The organism is Dactylosporangium vinaceum (assembly GCF_019904175.1).
In the GTDB taxonomy this organism is placed as follows: Bacteria; Actinomycetota; Actinomycetes; order Mycobacteriales; family Micromonosporaceae; genus Dactylosporangium; species Dactylosporangium vinaceum.
This window is the reverse complement of sequence record NZ_CP061913.1, coordinates 388,320-406,904: the sequence shown is the minus strand read 5'-3', so window position 1 is coordinate 406,904 and position 18,585 is coordinate 388,320. Positions and strand designations below refer to the sequence as shown.

14 protein-coding genes are annotated in these 18,585 nt (G+C 64.4%); 7 read left to right on the top strand and 7 right to left on the bottom strand.

Annotated features, from left to right (window positions below; all coding sequences use genetic code 11):
- Positions 1-329: 329 nt before the first annotated feature.
- A complete protein-coding gene (locus tag Dvina_RS01895; RefSeq protein WP_223100642.1) occupies positions 330-1,412 on the bottom strand; it encodes an IS110 family RNA-guided transposase in 1,083 nt (360 codons plus the stop codon).
- A 317-nt stretch (positions 1,413-1,729) separates the two neighbouring features.
- Between Dvina_RS01895 and Dvina_RS01890 the strand changes: the two genes are divergently transcribed.
- Positions 1,730-2,512: a transposase family protein gene (locus Dvina_RS01890; protein WP_223105263.1), complete on the top strand. Its 783-nt coding sequence runs from the start codon at positions 1,730-1,732 to the stop codon at positions 2,510-2,512.
- A 104-nt stretch (positions 2,513-2,616) separates the two neighbouring features.
- Here Dvina_RS01890 and Dvina_RS01885 read toward each other — a convergent pair whose 3' ends face one another.
- Positions 2,617-4,770, bottom strand: coding sequence for an SIR2 family protein (locus Dvina_RS01885; protein WP_223100641.1), 2,154 nt, complete (start codon positions 4,768-4,770; stop codon positions 2,617-2,619).
- Positions 4,771-5,730: 960 nt separating this feature from the next.
- On the opposite strand from Dvina_RS01885, the gene Dvina_RS01880 reads away from it, so the two are divergent.
- From Dvina_RS01880 to Dvina_RS01870, 3 genes are all read left to right on the top strand, one after another.
- The gene (locus tag Dvina_RS01880; protein ID WP_223100640.1) at positions 5,731-7,284 is read left to right on the top strand and encodes a restriction endonuclease; all 1,554 of its coding nucleotides are present in this window, start codon (positions 5,731-5,733) and stop codon (positions 7,282-7,284) included.
- A gap of 266 nt (positions 7,285-7,550) precedes the next feature.
- Complete coding sequence (locus tag Dvina_RS01875) at positions 7,551-8,021, top strand: hypothetical protein (protein ID WP_223100639.1); 471 nt, start codon at positions 7,551-7,553, stop codon at positions 8,019-8,021.
- Positions 8,022-8,119: 98 nt separating this feature from the next.
- A complete protein-coding gene (locus tag Dvina_RS01870; protein ID WP_223100638.1) occupies positions 8,120-8,446 on the top strand; it encodes a hypothetical protein in 327 nt (108 codons plus the stop codon).
- A 211-nt stretch (positions 8,447-8,657) separates the two neighbouring features.
- Here Dvina_RS01870 and Dvina_RS01865 read toward each other — a convergent pair whose 3' ends face one another.
- Entirely contained in the window at positions 8,658-9,344 is a 687-nt protein-coding gene (locus Dvina_RS01865) for a hypothetical protein (RefSeq protein WP_223100637.1), read from the bottom strand.
- Between the two features lie 182 nt (positions 9,345-9,526).
- Between Dvina_RS01865 and Dvina_RS53975 the strand changes: the two genes are divergently transcribed.
- Together Dvina_RS53975 and Dvina_RS53970 are read left to right on the top strand one after the other, a co-directional pair.
- On the top strand, positions 9,527-9,940 hold the full coding sequence (locus Dvina_RS53975; RefSeq protein ID WP_246655967.1) for a hypothetical protein: 414 nt from the start codon (positions 9,527-9,529) through the stop codon (positions 9,938-9,940).
- A 195-nt stretch (positions 9,941-10,135) separates the two neighbouring features.
- Complete coding sequence (locus Dvina_RS53970) at positions 10,136-10,285, top strand: hypothetical protein (protein ID WP_246655966.1); 150 nt, start codon at positions 10,136-10,138, stop codon at positions 10,283-10,285.
- Here the strand turns inward: Dvina_RS53970 and Dvina_RS01855 are convergent.
- From Dvina_RS01855 to Dvina_RS01840, 4 genes are all read right to left on the bottom strand, one after another.
- Positions 10,251-10,721 (bottom strand): DUF488 domain-containing protein, encoded by a 471-nt coding sequence (locus tag Dvina_RS01855; RefSeq protein WP_246655965.1) that lies wholly within the window; start codon positions 10,719-10,721, stop codon positions 10,251-10,253. The genes Dvina_RS53970 and Dvina_RS01855 overlap by 35 nt on opposite strands.
- Positions 10,722-10,832: 111 nt before the next feature.
- Positions 10,833-11,222, bottom strand: a complete 390-nt coding sequence (locus Dvina_RS01850; protein ID WP_246655964.1) for a hypothetical protein — start codon at positions 11,220-11,222, stop codon at positions 10,833-10,835.
- Positions 11,223-11,254: 32 nt separating this feature from the next.
- Complete coding sequence (locus Dvina_RS01845) at positions 11,255-11,761, bottom strand: helix-turn-helix domain-containing protein (RefSeq protein WP_223100636.1); 507 nt, start codon at positions 11,759-11,761, stop codon at positions 11,255-11,257.
- Between the two features lie 207 nt (positions 11,762-11,968).
- Entirely contained in the window at positions 11,969-12,838 is an 870-nt protein-coding gene (locus Dvina_RS01840; RefSeq protein ID WP_223100635.1) for an 8-oxoguanine DNA glycosylase OGG fold protein, read from the bottom strand.
- A gap of 307 nt (positions 12,839-13,145) precedes the next feature.
- Between Dvina_RS01840 and Dvina_RS01835 the strand changes: the two genes are divergently transcribed.
- Complete coding sequence (locus tag Dvina_RS01835) at positions 13,146-18,506, top strand: AAA domain-containing protein (protein ID WP_223100634.1); 5,361 nt, start codon at positions 13,146-13,148, stop codon at positions 18,504-18,506.
- Positions 18,507-18,585: the final 79 nt, after the last annotated feature.

Genomic DNA, 18,585 nt, shown 5'->3' with positions numbered 1-18,585 from the left:
CGACGGCGGGACTTGAACCCGCAACCTTCCGATTACAAGGCGCGTTATGTCCGGTTTTACGAGTATTGTCGGTGTCAATTAGTGGGATATTGTCTAGATTCTCATGCAGCCCGGCGGGCCGCGTCCAGGACGACGGTGCGGGGTCCAGAAACAGCGGAGGACGTGTCGAGCCCGGCCCGACCCACAATGGACAGTGATCCACTTAATAGCGCCCAGTCAGGCAATGAGCCATTTCCAACCTGACCGTGCAGTTCAAGGTAGGTGCGGCAAGCCCGGAGATCGATGAGGGCGAGGCTCCAGGTAAGACAGCAGTCTGTGAGTAGTGTTTGTCAAGTGGTTGCGGGTGCGGTGGTCTGCATCAGCCGGAAGAGTTGGCGTGCGGTGTAGCGCTTGAGGCAGCGAAGGACTTCCTTCGGGGTGAGTCCTTCGGCAGTGCGGCGGGCGATGTATGCGCTGGTGGCTGGGTGTTTCATGCGACGTCTGGTGGTAACGATCGTGTGGAGTGCGGCGTTGAGGGTTCGGTCTCCGCCGCGGTTGAGGCGGTGGCGCTGGTGGCGTCCTGAACTGGCGGGTAGCGGTGCGGCGCCGGCGAGAGCGGCGAATGCCGCTTCGTCGCGCAGCCGGGTGTGATGCGACCAGGCGGTCAGTGCGACAGCGGCAGTTTGCGGCCCGACGCCTGGCAGGTCGAGCAGCGCTGGGCAGAGCTGTCGGACGAGGTCTTCCAGCTGCTGGTAGTTGGCGGCCAGGACGGCGTTCAGGTCGGTGACGGTCTGCGCGAGAGTCTGGAGTTGTTGCAGACGGATGCGTTCCTCAACATCGGCGGTCTCGGGCTCGGGCAGGGTGAGCACGGTGCGAATCTGGGCCGCAGTGAGTAGATGACGTAGCTGTTCGCGCAGCTCCGTGGCGCCGAGAATCACCGACTTGAAGACGTTGATCGTGGCAGTGCGCGTCGTGGAGTAGTGCTGGCGGGCCGTGACCAGCAGGCGCAGCGCTTCGCGAGGGCCGTCGGCGCGGGGCGTGGCGGGATGGTCGTTGATCAACGCTGTGCGAGCGGCGTGAATGGCGTCGAGCCGGTCGGACTTGCCGCCGCGGCGGCGGCTGCCTCGCACGGGGGGCACGGCTTCGATGACCTGGTGGCCAGCTGCTTGGAGCACTCGGGTCAGGCCGTGTCCGTGCGCGCGGGTGCCTTCGACGGCCCAGAACATCCGCTGGCCGGCGGGAAGGTGCTCGCCGGCCCAGGCCAGCAGCCGGATGTAGCCGTCTGGGTCGGCGCTGACCTCGGTCTGGGCATGGACCTCGCCGAGGGCGTCGACCAGTGCGGCGGCATGGGTGTCGGTGTGAGTGTCGACTCCGACGACCCATCGGCGTCGATCAGGGCGAGAATCGGCGGGCTGGCCTGCCTCGATTGGCATGACGGTGGGTGTCCTTCCTGAAGGCTGATGCCGGTCAACGGCGTCGGCCCGGGAGGTTCACCCGACGGCAGATCTGTGATGGGTCACGCTGGCGTGGCCAGCGGACATGCTTCTGATCAGGCCAGTAAGGGTGGCGGCCGATGCCGGCCGCGACGGTGGACAGGTCGACTACACGACACATACGTCAATGGTCAGATTGCTGTGGGGTCACACCGTCACGGCCAGCGCCGAACCTAGCGGATCACGAATACCCGGACTCGATCACCACGCATATAGAAGCGTCGACCAAGGTCCGATGCCCCGACCGGAGTCTCGCTGTGCTGTCTTGCCCCGCCACGATCCCGCTGTCCAGCCGAACCCTCACGCACCTTGCCGACCGCATCCGCCGGCACCGCCGCCAGCGCCGGTCGCGGTGGCGGCGCCTCGACCCGGCCCGTCAGGCCCTGCTCGCGCTGGCGCATCTGCGCAACGGCGACACCTACACCCGCCTCGCTGCCGGGTTCGGCGTCGGCGTGGCCACGGCTTGGCGCTACGTTCAGGAAGCGGTCGCCCTGCTGGCTGCGGCCGCCGAGGACCTTGCCACAGCGATGGCCCGCATCCGTGCTCTCGCCTTCGCGATCCTGGACGGCACCCTCATCCCGATCGACCGTGTCGCCGACCAGCGGCCGTATTACTCCGGCAAGCATCGACGGCACGGCGTGAACGTACAGGTCATCGCCGATGCCGCCGGACGACTCCTCTGGGCATCGGCAGCGCTGCCCGGCGCGGTACACGACCTGACCGCCGCCCGCACCCACGGCATCCTCGACGCCCTGACCAACGCGGGCGTCATGACGTTCGCCGACAAGGGCCACCAAGGCGCCGGCGGAACCGTGCGGACGCCGTCCAAACGCCACCGGCACCGGCCGAGGCTGTCCCGTCGACAGAAGGCGGTGAACAAGGCCCACGCGAAGGTCCGCGCCTGCGGCGAACGGGCAATCGCCGCCCTCAAGACCTGGAAGCTCCTCACCAAGCTGCGCTGCTGCCCGCACCGAGCCACCGCGATCGTGCAGGCCATCCTCGTCCTGCACCAGCTCGAGACCAGCCGCTACTCAGGATGAAAATGGCTCAATGGGTCACGAGCGTGTTCGGCCGCGGGCCCACGACGCACGTCGCGAAGGTAGGAAACAGGCGTTCACAGTACCCGCAAGTTGCACTCACAGCATCAAGAACGGTTCGCCAACCTCAAGCGCTCCCAGCGCTCGCCGAGCCGCTCCGCTCTTGATACAGATTGAAGGTGTTCGCCGGTGAGACCAATCCGTAAGGTCGCATAGTAGGCGCTCCAGTCCGCGGCCACAGTCACCGCATCCTGACTATCATCAGCGCCCGCCTCAGCAAGTCGTTGTAATAGGGCAAGAGTCGACTCCAAGTATGCAAATGCGGTCACTCTACTGCCCGGCTCCTTCGCTTGGGCAGTTTCTAGCTCCTGCCTTCCACGGTCGTAATATTCACGCCACGCGGAATCACCCAGCGCAGCGAGGTTCTCGGCTTTGTTAATAAGGATGGTTCCATAGGTGGTGCGGGTGTACGCGTCGTCGTACAGCGAGACAGAGCGAGCCGCAAAGGACTCGGCGCGAGACCAATCTAATGTCGCCTTAGCATAGATCGCGCGCTGCTCCCAGTATCGCCCATTCCAGTCGCCGAAAGTCGGCCGCAGCGATTCATAGAAGTTGTCCAGATCATGCCCTGGAAATGTCGCTTGCAAGTTTTTACTTGTCATCAAGTGGCCAACCAGCAGGGGTACTCTATTTCGCCGCTGAAGGCTAGATCGACTTGCGAGTGGCGCCAGTCTCTGAATGAATTCAAGCAGCTTGTCGAGCGCCCGGTTCGAGCCGATGATGTTAGCTACCGATTCAACTGCACGATCCCTCTGCCTTGCGACCAGTCGATCATCCAGCTGTTCAACCACGGCCGCCAGATGCCCATCTGCACGAAGTTGCTCATTGATCTTGTCAGCCGCGACACCTATCGCGATTGAGGCGTCTATAAGACCCACGGGCCGATTTGCCTGAGCAGCAAGCGAAAGCAGGAAAACCAAATCCAGTCGCCAGTCAGCATGAAGCTCGGCTAGCTCGCCCTCGAGACGTTTGCGGAAGCCCAGGGCGTACTCAACATCCATCATGGACGAAAAAACGTCGCGGCCAACGAAATGTTGCAATCGCTGCCTGGATTCCTTTAGCTCGAGCGAGCCGAGACGACCGAATTTTTCCAACTTTGTAACCAGTGCAGCTCCGTCGATTCGATTCAGCCGCTCAGGCACATGCGTTACAACCTTCGAATATGTACCAGACAAGCGGCCTTCGAGGCGAAGATCGTTGTGGGGCGTCTCAGCTAATAAAATATATAGCCGAACGCCGTCCTCCTCTGCAAGTTTGAGGGTTCGGTCCACGTCGTCCGCGAACTCTGCCCCTCCATCAATTATGATGAGCGCAGGCCGTTGGCGAGCCAGGTCAACCAGAAGAGGCACATCCCATCGCGACGACTTGTCGAAGACATACGGGTCGACATGCATACTGATCGCCTCTCGGGCAACCGCATGCAACCCAGACGACGAACCGGTGAGTCTTAAGCCGTAAACGATATGCAATGTTGGCTCGCTTCTTATCGATGAAGCGTCAGTCCATCGCTCAAGGTCATCTACAACTCGCTTGACCCAGCTGAATATGGCAATGCGCCCGTCGCAGGCATCTGACCACAATGGCAAATCTCCACCATAGAAGTCATGACCACTTGGAGGTGGACTCGTACGGTTGGTCTGAAGTTTCGAAAATTGCGGGACAGAAAGCGCATGAGACTGCGTCAACGCAAGTAGAGCTTCGGGCATCAGGTCGAATTCGTGACGCCACTTCTGCAGAACTTCCTCAGGCATTAGCTCGAGGACAACGAAGCCCAGCCGTTCGAGCTCCCATTTATTGCCGGCTGAAATATACGGATCAACCACAAATGAAGGTGCCGTTCCATTCGGCGGTCTCTTCATTAGAAGTGATTCAATGTCGGGATCTTCGAGCATGCGAGCGCCAATAACCAGGAACGGTTCAGTACCCATAACGCCAGCCAAGACTTGATCCCACACTGGATGGGTCTTAGCTGCCGCCTGATACTCCGCGAAAGAGAACACCAGCTTGCTCGGCCGAGACCCCCTGACGTGGCCGTGAAGGTGGATGACCTGCAAATCACCACTCTCCGAATACGGCTCGTCCCAGTTGACAATTTGAAGCTTTCTACTAATAGGATTTATTGTCGCGTCGTACGCCCGTTCAAAGGTGTCATCGATGTTGAGAGTCCACACTCTACGCCACGGCAACTGGACCATGTCCATGAACCAAGGCTCGTGTGACGCATCAGCAAAGATCGTTCGAAGGAATTTCCAAACGGCGTCGGAGGAGCTCGCGAAGACGGCGCGCTGGTACGCACGGGGCAACGAGTCACTATCATTTATAGGCACGGATGGGTACTGGTCAGCCAGGATCTTTACAAGTTCCTTGGCTAGGGGCAATGGGCCGTATGAGTTGACAGCACCCACGCTGGCGCCCGCGCCGAGGAGTAGTTGGTACCGCCCGGATCGCGCCGCGTCGCGGGCGCTCCCCAACTGCTTGCGCGTTAATGGCAACCGTCCCATGCCTAGATACTGCGGCACGTGGATGTGGGGCCGTACGCCGGCTCTCAAATGCAACCTCGTAGGCGGACAGCTACATCCGTTGAGGCGGTGAACGCCGCCCAAATGGACTCAGTGGAGCACCGTTTGGACCGCTACTTCCGGTTGGACATCGGAAGGCTCGCCGTCGCGGGTCCAACACCGAGGGCAAGGCCCTCGACGTCGCCGACCGGGCATGCAAGTCCGCGTAGCCATGCCGCTTAGAGCGCAGGGCATGCAGGCCGCAGAGCGGCGAGCACGAAAGAGTACGAACACTGGCCAGACGGCTCACCCGCTAACGAAACTGCGGGGATTGGACCCGAACCTTCCGATTTTTAGGCGGGTTATATCCGTTTCGCGAGTATTTTTTTGTGCCGACTGATGAGTCTCTGTCCGGTTTCGGGTCCGGTGTGATGGGGTGGGTCCAGGACGAGCGGACCGGGTCCAGAAACGCCGGAGCACGCACCGAGCGTAGACGAATCCACAATGGAAATTGTGTCGCCGGCTCCGGGATCGCGGTATCGACCGCTCGCCTACGGTCGTTGACCTAACGCTTACGGCATCGCGCAAACCCAGGCCAGCGAGGTGGGTCTATTCAGCAGCGTGTCCGTTCGGTTACTCTGCGATATGAGCGGGGGAGGAGTAATGGCGGCGGATTCTGGATCATCTGACTTCCAGCGCCAGATCGCGGCGCAGCGCCGAGCCAAGGAGCTCGAGGCGAGGCAGGAAGCACGCGCAGCCGAACAGGCACGCAAGGACGCGCTCAAGCGATACGAGCAAGACCGAATCGCGGAGGCCGTCGAGCTGACAAAAGCTGCCGAGCAACAGCTGGTCGACCTCGACAACATTCTGGCGAAGTCCCTTGCAGATCCACCTCGTGGAGTGGATTTCAACGCCTTGAAGCGGCGCCCGGCCGAGATATCGTTGGACCTGGGAACCGAGGCTCAACCGATGGCAGCCCCGGTATGGCAAGATTTCGAGCCGGCGCGGCCGAGTTCGCTGGGCCGCCTACTCGGTGGCGAGGCTCGCTATGCACGGGAGAGGGCACAGGCAGAGCTGGATTTTGCGGCGGCTGTTGACGCCTACAGAACATATGAGGTCAATCGGCAGCGACGCGTGGCCGAGGCGCGCCGGGTGCACGCTGGGCGTCAGGCGGCGGCTCGCGCGGAGGCCGATACGCACAATGCAAAGATCGACCGCTTCGCGGCGGCCGTGCGAGGCGGCGATCGACACGCAGTCAGTCGCTACGCTCAGATGGCGATCGATCGAGTCCCCGATCCCCCGAGGTTCCGCCGGCAGCGCTTGGCGGGCTACGTGCCGGAATCGACTTTGCTGGCGCTCGAGTGGCAGCTCCCGGCGATCGATGTCGTCCCCGCTCAGCGAGCATTCAAGTGGGTGAAGACCCGGGACGAGCTGGTTGGAACGAGCCGGCCCGCCGTCGACATTCGGCAGGCATATCAGAAACTGGTAGCCCAGCTCGCGCTTCGCGCGGTGCACACAGTTTTCTCCATCGATCGCTTCTCGCTCGTCAACACCGTCGTCTTCAACGGTTACGTCGAGGCGATCGACCCAGTGACCGGTCAGTCCATCACGCCCTGCCTGATCATGCTGCGGGCAAATCGTGAGCAGTTCAGCGGCCTGAAGCTCGCGAACGTCGATCCGGTGGCGTGTGTGCGCAAGTACTTCGGGGCCGACGTCTCGCCTCATCCTGAGGAGCTACAGGCGGTGACACCGGTCATGGAGTTCAAGATGGCAGATCCGCGCATCATCGATCCCGTGGACGTCATCAGTCGTATCGACAAGCGCCCCAACCTGCTGGAGCTCACCGCTAAGGAGTTCGAGTATTTCGTCCATAACCTGTTCACGCGGATGGGCTTCGACACGAAGGTCGTCGCAGCCAGCGGCGATGGCGGTGTGGACTGCGTGGCCTACGATCCCACGCCGATCCGGGGCGGCAAGTACGTCATCCAGGCCAAGCTTTACAACAAGACCGTGCCGCCGGCCGCGGTGCGGGATCTCTACGGCACGATGCAGCACGAAGGCGCGAAGAGCGGCATCCTGATCACTACCAGCGGTTACGGCCCGAGTAGCTATGAGTTCGCCAACGGCAAGCCACTCCAGCTGATCGACGGAAGCGGCCTCCTCGCAATCTGCAAGGAGTACGGCATCCCGGCCCGTATCGTGCCGCCTTCCAAGTAACGCATCTCGGGCGCGTCGGCATTACGCGCGACAGCAATGTCAGCGCCTGTTACACAATCGGCTCCCAAGGTCTCCGAGGCAGCTCAGACGACCTATGCACGATTTCGTCCCGGCAGGGCGCGACAGCCGCGTGACGGGTCTCGGCCGCATCTGTCACAGCCTGATGTATTCGTCAGTTGGCCGCGTTCCTTGGATCCAGTAGTAGGCGGCGCAGCACTAGGTGAGCCGCCACGATTGGTCGGCGGATTTCCAAGTACGTCACGTACTTGACGTACTTGGTCTTCGGGCGGATGCTGGAAGCGAACCTTCAGGAGGCCCCGATGTCGATCGCCGCGCACTTTGACAGCTACACGAGCGCTCGCGCTCACTTCAAAGAGCTGCTCGATGCCGCGCGCCGGGGCCGCGTCGCCACCGTGCAGCGAGAGACCGGTCGCGCCGCGGTCGTCGACGCCGACCGGCTGCGTGTCAGCCTGATGGCCACGCTGCCCGCGCCACAGGCCGTCGCGGAGGACGGCGGATGGTCGATCATGCTGCCCGGTGTACCTATCGCGGCCGACGGCACCGCGTTCGACGAAGCCGTCGACGAACTCATCATGGCGCTGCGCGAGTACGCCGACGACTGGCAGGAGCGCCTGCTGGACGCGCCGAACCACCGCAACAACTGGGCCCTGGTACAGGTAGTAGCGCTCAGCAGCGACGAACAACTCCGCGACTGGCTGACCGGTTCCGCACGATGAGCCGACCGCCGGCGACACGGCAGGACCACAACAAGTTCTGCGAGGTCGAGGGCTGGGAGCCCGTCCGAACAGCACGGGGCCGCACCGGTACGCATCACGTGACCTACGAGCTTCCTCTACCGGACGGCCGAATCCTGCGCACCCGGATCTCTCACCCGGTCGATCGCAGCACGTACGGCCCCAGTCTGTGGAGCCACATCCTGCGTGATCAACTCGACGTCGTCGAAGACGACTTCTGGCACTGTGTCCAGCACGGCGTCAAACCGGCACGGAGCCAGCCTGAACAGCCGGCCGCCGAGCCGCTGCCCACCGAGCTGGTCCACCTCCTCATCACCAGAGTGGGCGTCGATGAAGCGGAGGTCGCGCGGATGTCGAAGGAAGAGGCCGTCCAACGCCTCAACCGATTCTGGGCCGAAGGTGTGTAGATAGTCGGCTCACCCGACGCAGCCCGATTCCGGGCGTTCGGCCGACAACCTGGGCTATCGAACACACCTCGTAACATCCATCGTGCCCTGACCTATGGCTACTCGCCATGGCGTCCCAACGCCCGATGCCCCATCACGATGGTCGCACCGAATAGTTACCGACGCGTTGTAACCCACCTAGATATTTTCTAGGTGGGTTACAACCCGCTGGTCAGGCGGGCGGCATGGGACCCCACCAAAGCTGCAACCGCACGTCGTGTTCGAGGCTTGTGTCGAGCTGGTGGTGAAGGCCGAGGTCAACGATTCGGTCGTTGAAGGCGTTGAACGGATTGGCTGCGCGCTCACCGAGGATCGGGCCGAGCGAGTCGATCAGCGGCTTCCAGAGGTTCGTCCAGACACGACCGGGCCAGGTGGCGATCGCCGCGGTGAGCCAGACCGGGCCGGCCGGAACCTCCGCGACTTCGGCGTCGATGAGGCTCTGGCGAAGCCGGTGCTTCCATGCACTGCTCTCCGACGAGCCGCGGAGAAGGGCGAGGTGCATGCTGCCGACTGGCTCAGTCGCGGCGCTCGCCGGTTCGATCGCCAGGGCGAAGGTCGGCCGATAGCGTTTCGTGGCGAAGGCGGCGGTTACCGTTCGCGCGCCGAGCCGCTGGACGACTGGCAACAGAAAGTTGTCGAGGTCACGGCCGCCGCTGCCGAGCGGAGTCGCCGGAGGCAAGGCAACGTCGAGTGCCACCGCTACAGGACCAGGCACCGGAGGTACCCGCGCCGCGATCCTGTCGACTTCCTGCAGCCATGTGGCGAGGCGGTGCTGTCCGGGGGAGCCGCTCTTGTCCCAGCTTGCGAGCTCAGGCTCGATGTCGACGCCGACGGGCGTAAACGGGCGCCGATATAGCACGAGAGTTGACGATACGCCGCACCTTCCCGATCGCTTCCATTCATGTCAATCTATAAAACACTGGGTAGCCAATTAGATACAGTGAGCCATGAGTTGGGCTGATGCTACAACCGTCGCTCTTCTGGCCCGGCGATGGCGAACCGGAACCGAAGCCGAGCTCGGACGACCGGGTGCGGCTTCGAGTGCTGATCACCGTGAAGGCGGCGCCGCATCCGTCCGAGAAGTACGGCGAGACGGTCTGCATCGCCGGGCTTAGCGTCGACCTGAGTCCACGACGGTGGATCAGGCTGTACCCGATCAACTTTCGCGACCTCGACTACAACGACCGGTTCCGCAAGTACGACATCATCACCGTCGAGGCGCGGCCGGCCCGCCAGGACCAGCGCCGCGAAAGCTGGAAGCCCTACCCGGAGACGATCACCAAGCACGGGAATCTTCGAGCGTGGCAACCACGGCGGCCACACCTGGACCCGCAGATCGAGGATTCGATGTGCGCCCTGTTCCGCAACACCCGCGACCACGCCGACGCCCAGTCGCTCGCGCTCGTGCGACCCAAGGACGTCAGCGGTTTCAAGGTGGAGCCGCATCCCGGCTAGACTGCGGAAGAACAGCAGAAAATCGACGCGTACGTCAACCAGCTCGATCTTCTCGACAGCAGGAACCGCACGCCGCTCGAGGCGCCGCGCTTCAAGGGCCGCTATCGGTACCGCTGCCACGACCCGCGATGCCGGGGACACAACCAAGGCCTGCTGGACTGGGAGTTCGTCGCCCTGCAGCGCAACCTGGGCGACGTGAGCGATGACGAAGCCCGCCGGGCGCTGGAGGACAAGTTCTTCGGCCAGATGTGTGCGGCCGAGCGCGAGGTGGCGTTCTACGTCGGCAACCAGGCCAAACGCGTCCAGGTCTTCAGCGTGCTGGGCGTGTACTACCCGAAGCGGTAGACCTCCGGCGCTCCACCTCGCGGAGCACCACGTCGCGGTGGCACCGGCTCTGATCGGCCTCGAAACACAGCACGGCGACCCGCTCCCGCCGGCTAGCCTCCGCCAGCGCGTCGAGCGCATCGGCGGCGTCCGAAAACTCTAGCAGGCCGGCGAACACCGCCTTAGCCTCCCGACGCTCCTCGGGCGACCCACCGAACCCCGCCCGGTTCGACTTCGGATTGCCCAGCTCCCGGCGATGCTCGTACCGGATGCCGGCCTCGGCCAACGCGGCGCCAAGCGCTGTCTTACTTAGCCCGCGCTTCCTGGAGATCGGCGTCATCCGGAAATCCACGAGCCGCGGAACACCCGCCATGACGAGACGCTCGACGAACTCTTCGAGCGTCTGGCCTTCGTACCCGACACCCACGATGCCTGGCGACACGATCGGTACCTCCACTTCCACTACCTTGCCGAGGCTACCCAGCTCAACATCCGCTGACGCAGGAGTGTGGAGATGTCCATCGCTTTGATGCGGTCAGTGAGGGTGTCGGCGTCGATCAGGTGCGCCTCAAGCAGTGCCGAGACGAAGATCAGGTCTTCTCCCGGCCGGCCGCGAGCTTGGACGCCGCGCAGTCGTGGGGCTCGAGGCAGCGGGCCTGCGCGGTACCGGTATTGGCGTTGGCGACCAGGACGAGCCTGTCCCGCCAGCCGTCGGGCAGGATCGCCGTGGAGTGTCGACGCCCTGGGCGTAGTAGCCGTAGGTGCTGTCGAACGGGGACATCTCGCCGATGCCGCCGTCGACGAGGTCGGCCTTGCGCCCGTCCGGGTCGTTGAAGAACGCGATGTCGACCTCAGACGAGCGGGTGACGACGGATGGCAGAAGATGTTCCGGTATCGCGCCGAGGATCGACTGGCTGCCGATGACCAGGACGTCGGGGTCGTCGACGATCGCAGACACGGCGCGTAGCACGTGTTCGAGCTGCGCGCGTCTCACGCAGACCTGGCCGCCCGGGGATGGGTGGCGTCGAACGCCGCCAGGACCTTCAGCCGCTCCCGCTCGGTCAACAATCCGGCGAACGGCGTGTTCTGGCGCAACTCCGCGGCCACCTCGGTCCGCGCCGTGATCATGTCGACCACCGCGTCCACGCCCTTATCGAGCAGCCGCTCCCAGGCGTCGAACCAGACCTCGGCGCTGCCGTCCGAGTGGACCTCCCGCCGGTGGGCCAGATTGCGGTACGCCAGCGCCATTCCCCGCTGCGGGTCGGCAACGAGCTTGCCAGCCACCGCACGATGCAGCCACAGCGACTTCTCCACCTCACGCCGGAACGGCGGCCGCAGGAGCCGCTCCACATCGTCCCGCCGAATCCGCCTATGCGACCCGGCCCGCACGAACGACAGCGTCCCGTTATCGCACAGGTTGACGACATGCTGCCGCGAGCAGTGCAGCAACGCAGCAACCTCCGTCGTCGTCAGCAGTTCGGACGGTGTAGAACCCACGGAACCATGATAGCTCTAAACGCTAAAAACGCTACGGTCCTTACGCGAGGAGCTCCCCATCCGCTGGCGGTTCAATTCGTCTGCTGCTATCTGGAGAGCCTGCCAACTGGTACTGGAAACACTGTCCGGACCAGCGAAGGTCCCCTCCCCGATCCCTCTCCCTGGCAGCCGGCAGCGGGTTGCGGGTCGACCGCCACCCGCTGGCACTCAGCACGGACTTCCGGCCTGCGCGGCCCGAGCAACCACAATTCGGCGTAGTTGACGTATGCCTCGGTCAAAGTCCTCATGGTCATGGCCTTCTGCGCCGTCCATCATCGCCGCGAATGCATCGACCGCTTCGTCCAGCGCATCGAGCACGGCCTGACACTCGGCTCCGGTCGACGGCTCGATGGTGAAACCTCGCAGATCAGCGCGGCGCGTTGTGTTGTCATTGCCACGGTGCAATTCATCATCAAACATCAGGAACTCGACTTCGCCGAGCTCAAGGCTCAGCTGAGCCGCCCAGTGGACCACCGTCCTGACGTACCGCTCGTAGTGGTCAACGCGCCAGTCCGTGCGCAGGCGGATGTCGGCGTTGACAGAGAGCCATCGCTGCACAAGCGAGTCCAGAATCAACGCCGGGTTCCTGGAAGGTTCGTTGCAGAAGTACATGTACTTCGTCGCAAACGAGACGCCCAGCCACCGCAACCGGTTCTTCTTGAGCAAACCAAACGCCGCCGGCCCGCCGGCGGTGCGAACGCACTGCCCGACGCTCAACAGCGTGGCCGCAGCGGCGGAATTTTCCGCCAACACTCGAGCCGTTCTAAACGGACCGTACCCGATCGGCCCGTATCCCCACACCATGGCCGTTATGAACAATCGGATCGCGTCGGCCTCATCTTTAAGACTTGACGCTTGAGCTCGAACGGCCTCCCGGTCGATGGGATTGGGCAGCTGCTCCAGCAGTTCCGAGTGCTCGGGCAGCATCGCTTGCCAAGTCCGAAGATTCCACCGTGTGGCCTGCTGCGTGGTGGACGCTCCGCGCGCACGGATTTCCGTCAGCCGATCTGGCACAGGGTAGCCGTCAGGTTTCGTCACAGCCCCAGTCTCGAACGATCGCCGACTTGGAGCACGGGGGGAACAGCGGTACCGGCCGGTCAGACCGGAAGGGCAGACCGTTCAGCGGACCGCTGGCGCGACGTTCGGCAGCTTCACTACACGATGGAATGACCCGTTCTGCGCGACTGCTTTGTATCGTTTTCGGTACGTCAGCACCTGAGTTCGCATGTGCTGGAGCGCGAAAGATCGGCTGCGACCTCGACGTGGACATCACCATGACTGAGCACGCGCTCCTCCGCGGAGGAGTGACTACCGCCAATTTCGGTTACCACCAGGGCGGTGAGGTATGAGTTTCACCGACGCAGTCGACGACGCGCCATCGACGATCCGCGACCGAGCGCTTGCGCTGACCCATTACCTGCTGGCCGTCCGCGCCCAGATGGAGAAGCCGTCCCGGACCGTACCGACGGCAGACGCGTTCTGGCAGCATCAACTTCCGGAGCACGCCGCATGCGCGGTCGGCATGGCCGGTGATGAGGCGACCTGGCTGCGGGTCGGGCTTCCGGTGGTGCCACGGCCGCCGAGCACGCCAGGAGATGTGCTGCGCGTGCTCCTGCACCCGGTGTCCGCCGATCGGGAGCCGGCGGCGAACACCGATGATGCAGAGACCCGCGCCCGGTTCGAGCGTTGGCGCGATGAGGTGTGGCACCCGTGGGCGCAGTCCGTCCGCGTCGTCAATGAGGTACGACGACTGCACGATCGGCTCTTCGAGCTCAAGCACAGCCTCGACATGAATTCGGCGACCAACGAGCTGGTCTGGGGCCATGGGATCGTCAATATGGTCGTTGATGGTCACCGGGTCCGCTACCCGTTGGTCACCACGCCCGTCACGGTCGACTATGACCCCGACCGTTCGCTGATCACGGTCGCCCCGCACGGTGCGCCCAGGCTTCAGACCGATCCTCTCACCGGACTGCCGGAACGGTACCTGCGCCAGCTGCTCGAGCTGAGCCAGCACGGTGGCCAGGTGTCGGTGAACCTGTGGGAGGACTACGAGCGGATTGAGTTGTTCGAGCGGGCCATGCGCCGCCTCGGCATGGAGCCGGCTGTCAGGCCGGCGCACGGGTCCGCCCCTGATGACGCGCACATCCACGACACGGGAGTGCTGTTGGTCCGCCCCAAGCAGCGCATGATCCGCCGGTTCCTGGACGAGCTGCGCAAGCGGCTCGAGGTCGGCGACACGGACACCATCGGCTCGCTCGCCGCGGTGCTCGCGCATGAGCCGAGCAACCTCACCATGCCTGGTGATCAACCGGAACGGTGGCGCCAGGTTGGCCAGCGTCTGCTCATGCCGATGCCGACGAACGAGGCGCAGGAGTCCATCGCCTACCGTCTCGCACAGCACCGCAATGTCGCCGTCCAGGGACCGCCCGGCACCGGCAAGACCCACACCATCCGCAATCTCATCTGTCACCTCATCGCGCACGGTAAGCGCGTGCTTGTCGTGGCGCAGAAGGAGGATCCGCTCCGCGTACTGCGTAACGGGCTACCGGCGGAGGTGCAGCCCCTTTGTCTGGCCGTCCTGGGAAGGTCGACCGATCAGCTCACCCAGCTGCAGCTCGCCGCACGTGAGCTCTCCGATCGGGCCGCGACGCTTGACCATCGGGCCGAGCAGCGCGCTGTCGCCTCGCTGACCACGGAGCTCGAGAAGGCCGAGCGCGATCTCGGCCAAGCACTCGCCAACCTTCGCACGATCGCCGAGGGCGACGCGGCAACGTACAAGATCGACGACGTCGCGCTGACGTCGGCCGAGGTCGGCGCTTGGCTGCTGGCCCGCGCGGATCAGTACGGTGATATCCCGGATCCGCTGTGGGAGCCCGGGCCGGCCCCGCTGACGACGGACGAGTTCGGCGTGCTGCTCGACCTGGCCCGGCGCATTCCCATCCAGGACCGGCGGCAGGCCCTGCGGCACTTACCGTCGGTCGCTGAACTGCCGTCAGCAGCGGCTCTCCATCAACGCCGATCCCGGATCAGGGCAACCGCTGCCGAGATCGACGATCTGACGAACCACGCCGTCGACATGCACGCGGTCCGGGCCTACGGCGAGCTTCAGCTGGCCGAGCTGCTCGCCCAACTTCGCGAAGCGGCCACCTACCTTCACAACCGCGAAGGCTCGTGGACCGATCGGCTCGGCCACCTGATCGCCGACCCACATCTGAACACAGCGTGGCAGGACCACGTCAAAGTCACCCAGGACCTGCTCGCGCAGCTGACGGCTCTGTCGCGCACCGTCGGCGGTCACCGCGTCGAGATTCCTCCGGTCCGGATGGGCCAGCCTCGAGGGCTTCTCACCGAGCTCGGTGAGTTGCGGCAGCGGTACGCCAGCGGCAAGACCGTAAGCAAAATCTTCACCGGCAGCCTCGCGAAGCTGTCGATCGAGTGCCGGGTAGATGGTGAGCCGCTGCGCACCACGAGCGATGTCGACGTCGTGACGGCCTTCATCAACCGCATCCGGATTCGTCAGGAGCTCGGCGTCCGCTGGGCTGAATGGGCGCAGCGACTCGGGTTCCCACTCCCCACCGACCACGCCGAACCGGAGCTGTGGGCCGGGCGGTTCATGGCGGAGGCCGACGGATCGCTCGATTGGGACCGCCGTCGCTGGCCCGAGTTGTACCGGGCGGTCAGCGTACTGCTCCCCCGTTTCGCGCCGACCGTCAACGCTCATGCGTTGGACGAGCTGATCACTCGATTGGGTCGCGCCAGCGCCGTCTTCGAGCATGACCGGTTGGTCGAGCAGGATCGAGCGCTTACCGCGACGTTGCAGCAGGGCATGGCGACCGCGAACGCCAGCGACTTGTGGCGGCTGCTCGACCATGACCTGCAGAGCCTGGAGCTGAGCAGCTGGGACGGCATCCTCACCGAGATCCGCAGTCTCGCCGCCCTGTATCCCGACGCAGCAACCTACGAGCGCCTTCGCGCGAGGCTTGCGGTTGCGGCCCCTAAATGGGCCGCAGCAATCGACGATGGTACGGCGCCGGCGCTGCAGGGCACCGGCATGGAATGCCTCCTGCGCTGGCAGTGGCGTCAGGCTCAGACCTGGTTCGACAGCGTTGTCGGCAGCGTCGACGCCAATGCCCTGGGCCGCCGGGTGGAACATGCTCGCGATCGCATCCGCCGGCTCACCAGCGATCTGGTCGTGCGCTCGGCGTGGCTCGAGGTATCCCGCGGGCTCGACGACCGCCGCCGGGCCGCGCTCGCCGACTGGGCCACCGCTCTGCGCAAGTACGGCAAAGGCACCGGCAAGAACGCCGCGAAATGGCAGGCGTACGCCCAGCAGGCCATGACCGAGGCAGTGGACGCAGTCCCGGTCTGGGTCATGCCGCTGGACCGGGCCATCGAACAGTTCTCCGGCGGCGCCAAGTTCGACGTGGTCATCGTCGACGAGGCATCCCAGGCCGACCTTTTCGCGTTGCCAGTGCTGACGCTTGCGCAGAGGGCCGTCGTCGTCGGTGACGACCAGCAGATCGGCCCCCAACTCAACTTTGTTGGCGATGTCACGAGCCTCGTCAACGCCCATCTGCTGGGCGAGGTGCCGTCAGCCGAGCACTTCGACACCGAAGGCAGCCTCTATGACCACGCCGTGCGCCGCTCACCGCAGCGCATCCGGCTCACCGAACACTTCCGCTGTGTGCCGGCAATCATCGAGTTCTCCAGCCGCGAGTACTACGACAATGCCATCGAGCCGCTGCGGACCGACCGGCCCCAAGGAATCGGCGACCCTGTCCGGACCGTGTACGTACCGGAAGGCATCCGGCAATCGGTCGGCGCATTCGGTGACGTCAACGTCGCGGAGGCCGACGCTCTCGTCGCCCAGGTGAAGGCCATCGTCGACGACCCGGCGTACCGAGGGAAAACCATCGGCGTCGTGAGCCTGCTCAGCACCAGCGATCAGGCGCTCTACATCCTCAACCAACTGCGGCTCGTCATCGGCGAAGACGAAATCAGCCGCCGCCGCCTGCGAGTCGGTGACTCATACACCTTCCAAGGCGATGAACGCGACGTTGTCCTCGTAACCCTGGTCGTCTCCCCGCACAAGGGAGCCATCGCCGCTTTCACCCGGCGTGACTCGCACCGCCGCGTCAACGTCGCCGCCTCCCGAGCGCGCGACCAGCTCTGGGTGTTCCATTCCGTCCAGCCCGACGAGCTCAACCCCGAAGACGCCCGCGGCAAACTGCTGCGGTACTGCCAGAACGTCACCGGCGCCGACGAGGCATACGACAATCTGGAACGCCGCTGCGACAGCGATTTCGAACGAGCGGTACTCAAACGGATCCTGCTGGAGGGGTACCGCCCGCTGCCACAGTTCCGGATCGGCAGCTACCGCATCGACTTCGTGCTCGCTGCGCCCGACGGACGCCGCCTCGCCATCGAATGCGACGGCGATGCCTATCACGGGCCGGACGAGTGGGAGCGCGACATCCGTCGGCAGACGGTGCTTGAGCGAGTCGGCAACTGCGTGTTCGTGCGGATTCGCGGCAGCGTCTTCAGCCGCGACCCTGACGCCGCGATGCAGCCGGTCTGGGAGCGCATCAGCGAGCTCCGCATTACGCCCTTCGCAACCGAACCCGACGACGGTTCCGTCGCGCCGACTCCTGAATCCGACGCGTCGACCCCTGAACCGGCAGAAGAACGCGCCGAGCTCACCGAAGGCGTTCTGCCGTTCGGCATCGAGCAGCAGCGGGAGATCGCACGGCTCATCGCGCTGGGCAAGATGGTCACGATCGGACCGGACGGAACGGTCCGCGAAATGGTCACTCCTCAGCCTGACCCGCCGGCCGAGCCGACAGCCGTCGAAACCATCGACGTGCCGGTCATCCCACGTCCCCGACCCGCCGAGCGCCCGTCCGCGCCAGCGGTCAACACCGACGTCGAACCGGCTGAGACAGACCCATTCGCCGCTGTCCCGGCCGGTTACCGCAGCATTGCCTGGATCCGGCCGCACGAGGCACTCGCGGTCGCCCAGGCATACCAGGAACGATCCGACACACCAATCCGCCACGACGGCAAAATGACCGGATGGGCCAGGTACTACCCGCCCACGTCCGAGGAGGCGCGCAAGTACCGAGCTAATGTGATGGTGGAGCGCGCGCACACGAACGGTGCCAGATTCGTCTGCTGGCTCCGGCAACACGAGGCAAAGGCAGTCCTGTTCGCGGCCAAACAACGCCAGGACGCCCCGGTCCTCGATGCCCGCTCCAACATTGTCGGGTTGGTGCAGTACTTTCCAGCGACCAGTCCGACCGCCCAACGGTTCCGCAGTGTCACCCGCCTGCTGCGCATCAGCTCCAGTGCAACCGCGATGGTTCGCCCACCAGACGACGGGAACGCCCTGCGCGCGCTCGAGGCCGACTTCCACCAGACCATGGTTCGGGTCTACGAGCAGGCCCGCGACGAGGCCGGCTACAACGCCACGCTCTTCCGCTCAATGGTGGCCGACAAGGGCGGCCTGGCTACGGCCCGCCAATTGTTGGCCGCGTCGACGGTGTCGGACGGGTTCACGGCGCTGTGGGAACGCGGACGGCTGGACCTCTCCGTCGAGGCAGCCGTCGTCCGCCCGCAATTCGCACCGCTGTTCACCGACAGAGAGATCGAGACAGCGCAGACCCGGCTCGACCACCAACACGAACCGCGAACGTCCACGTACTGATCGCGCAGCCCAGCCTGTTGCCGGGTGAGGCATCAAGCGGGATTTGCTTGCCGGCCAGATGATGAACCGTTGCGCTGAC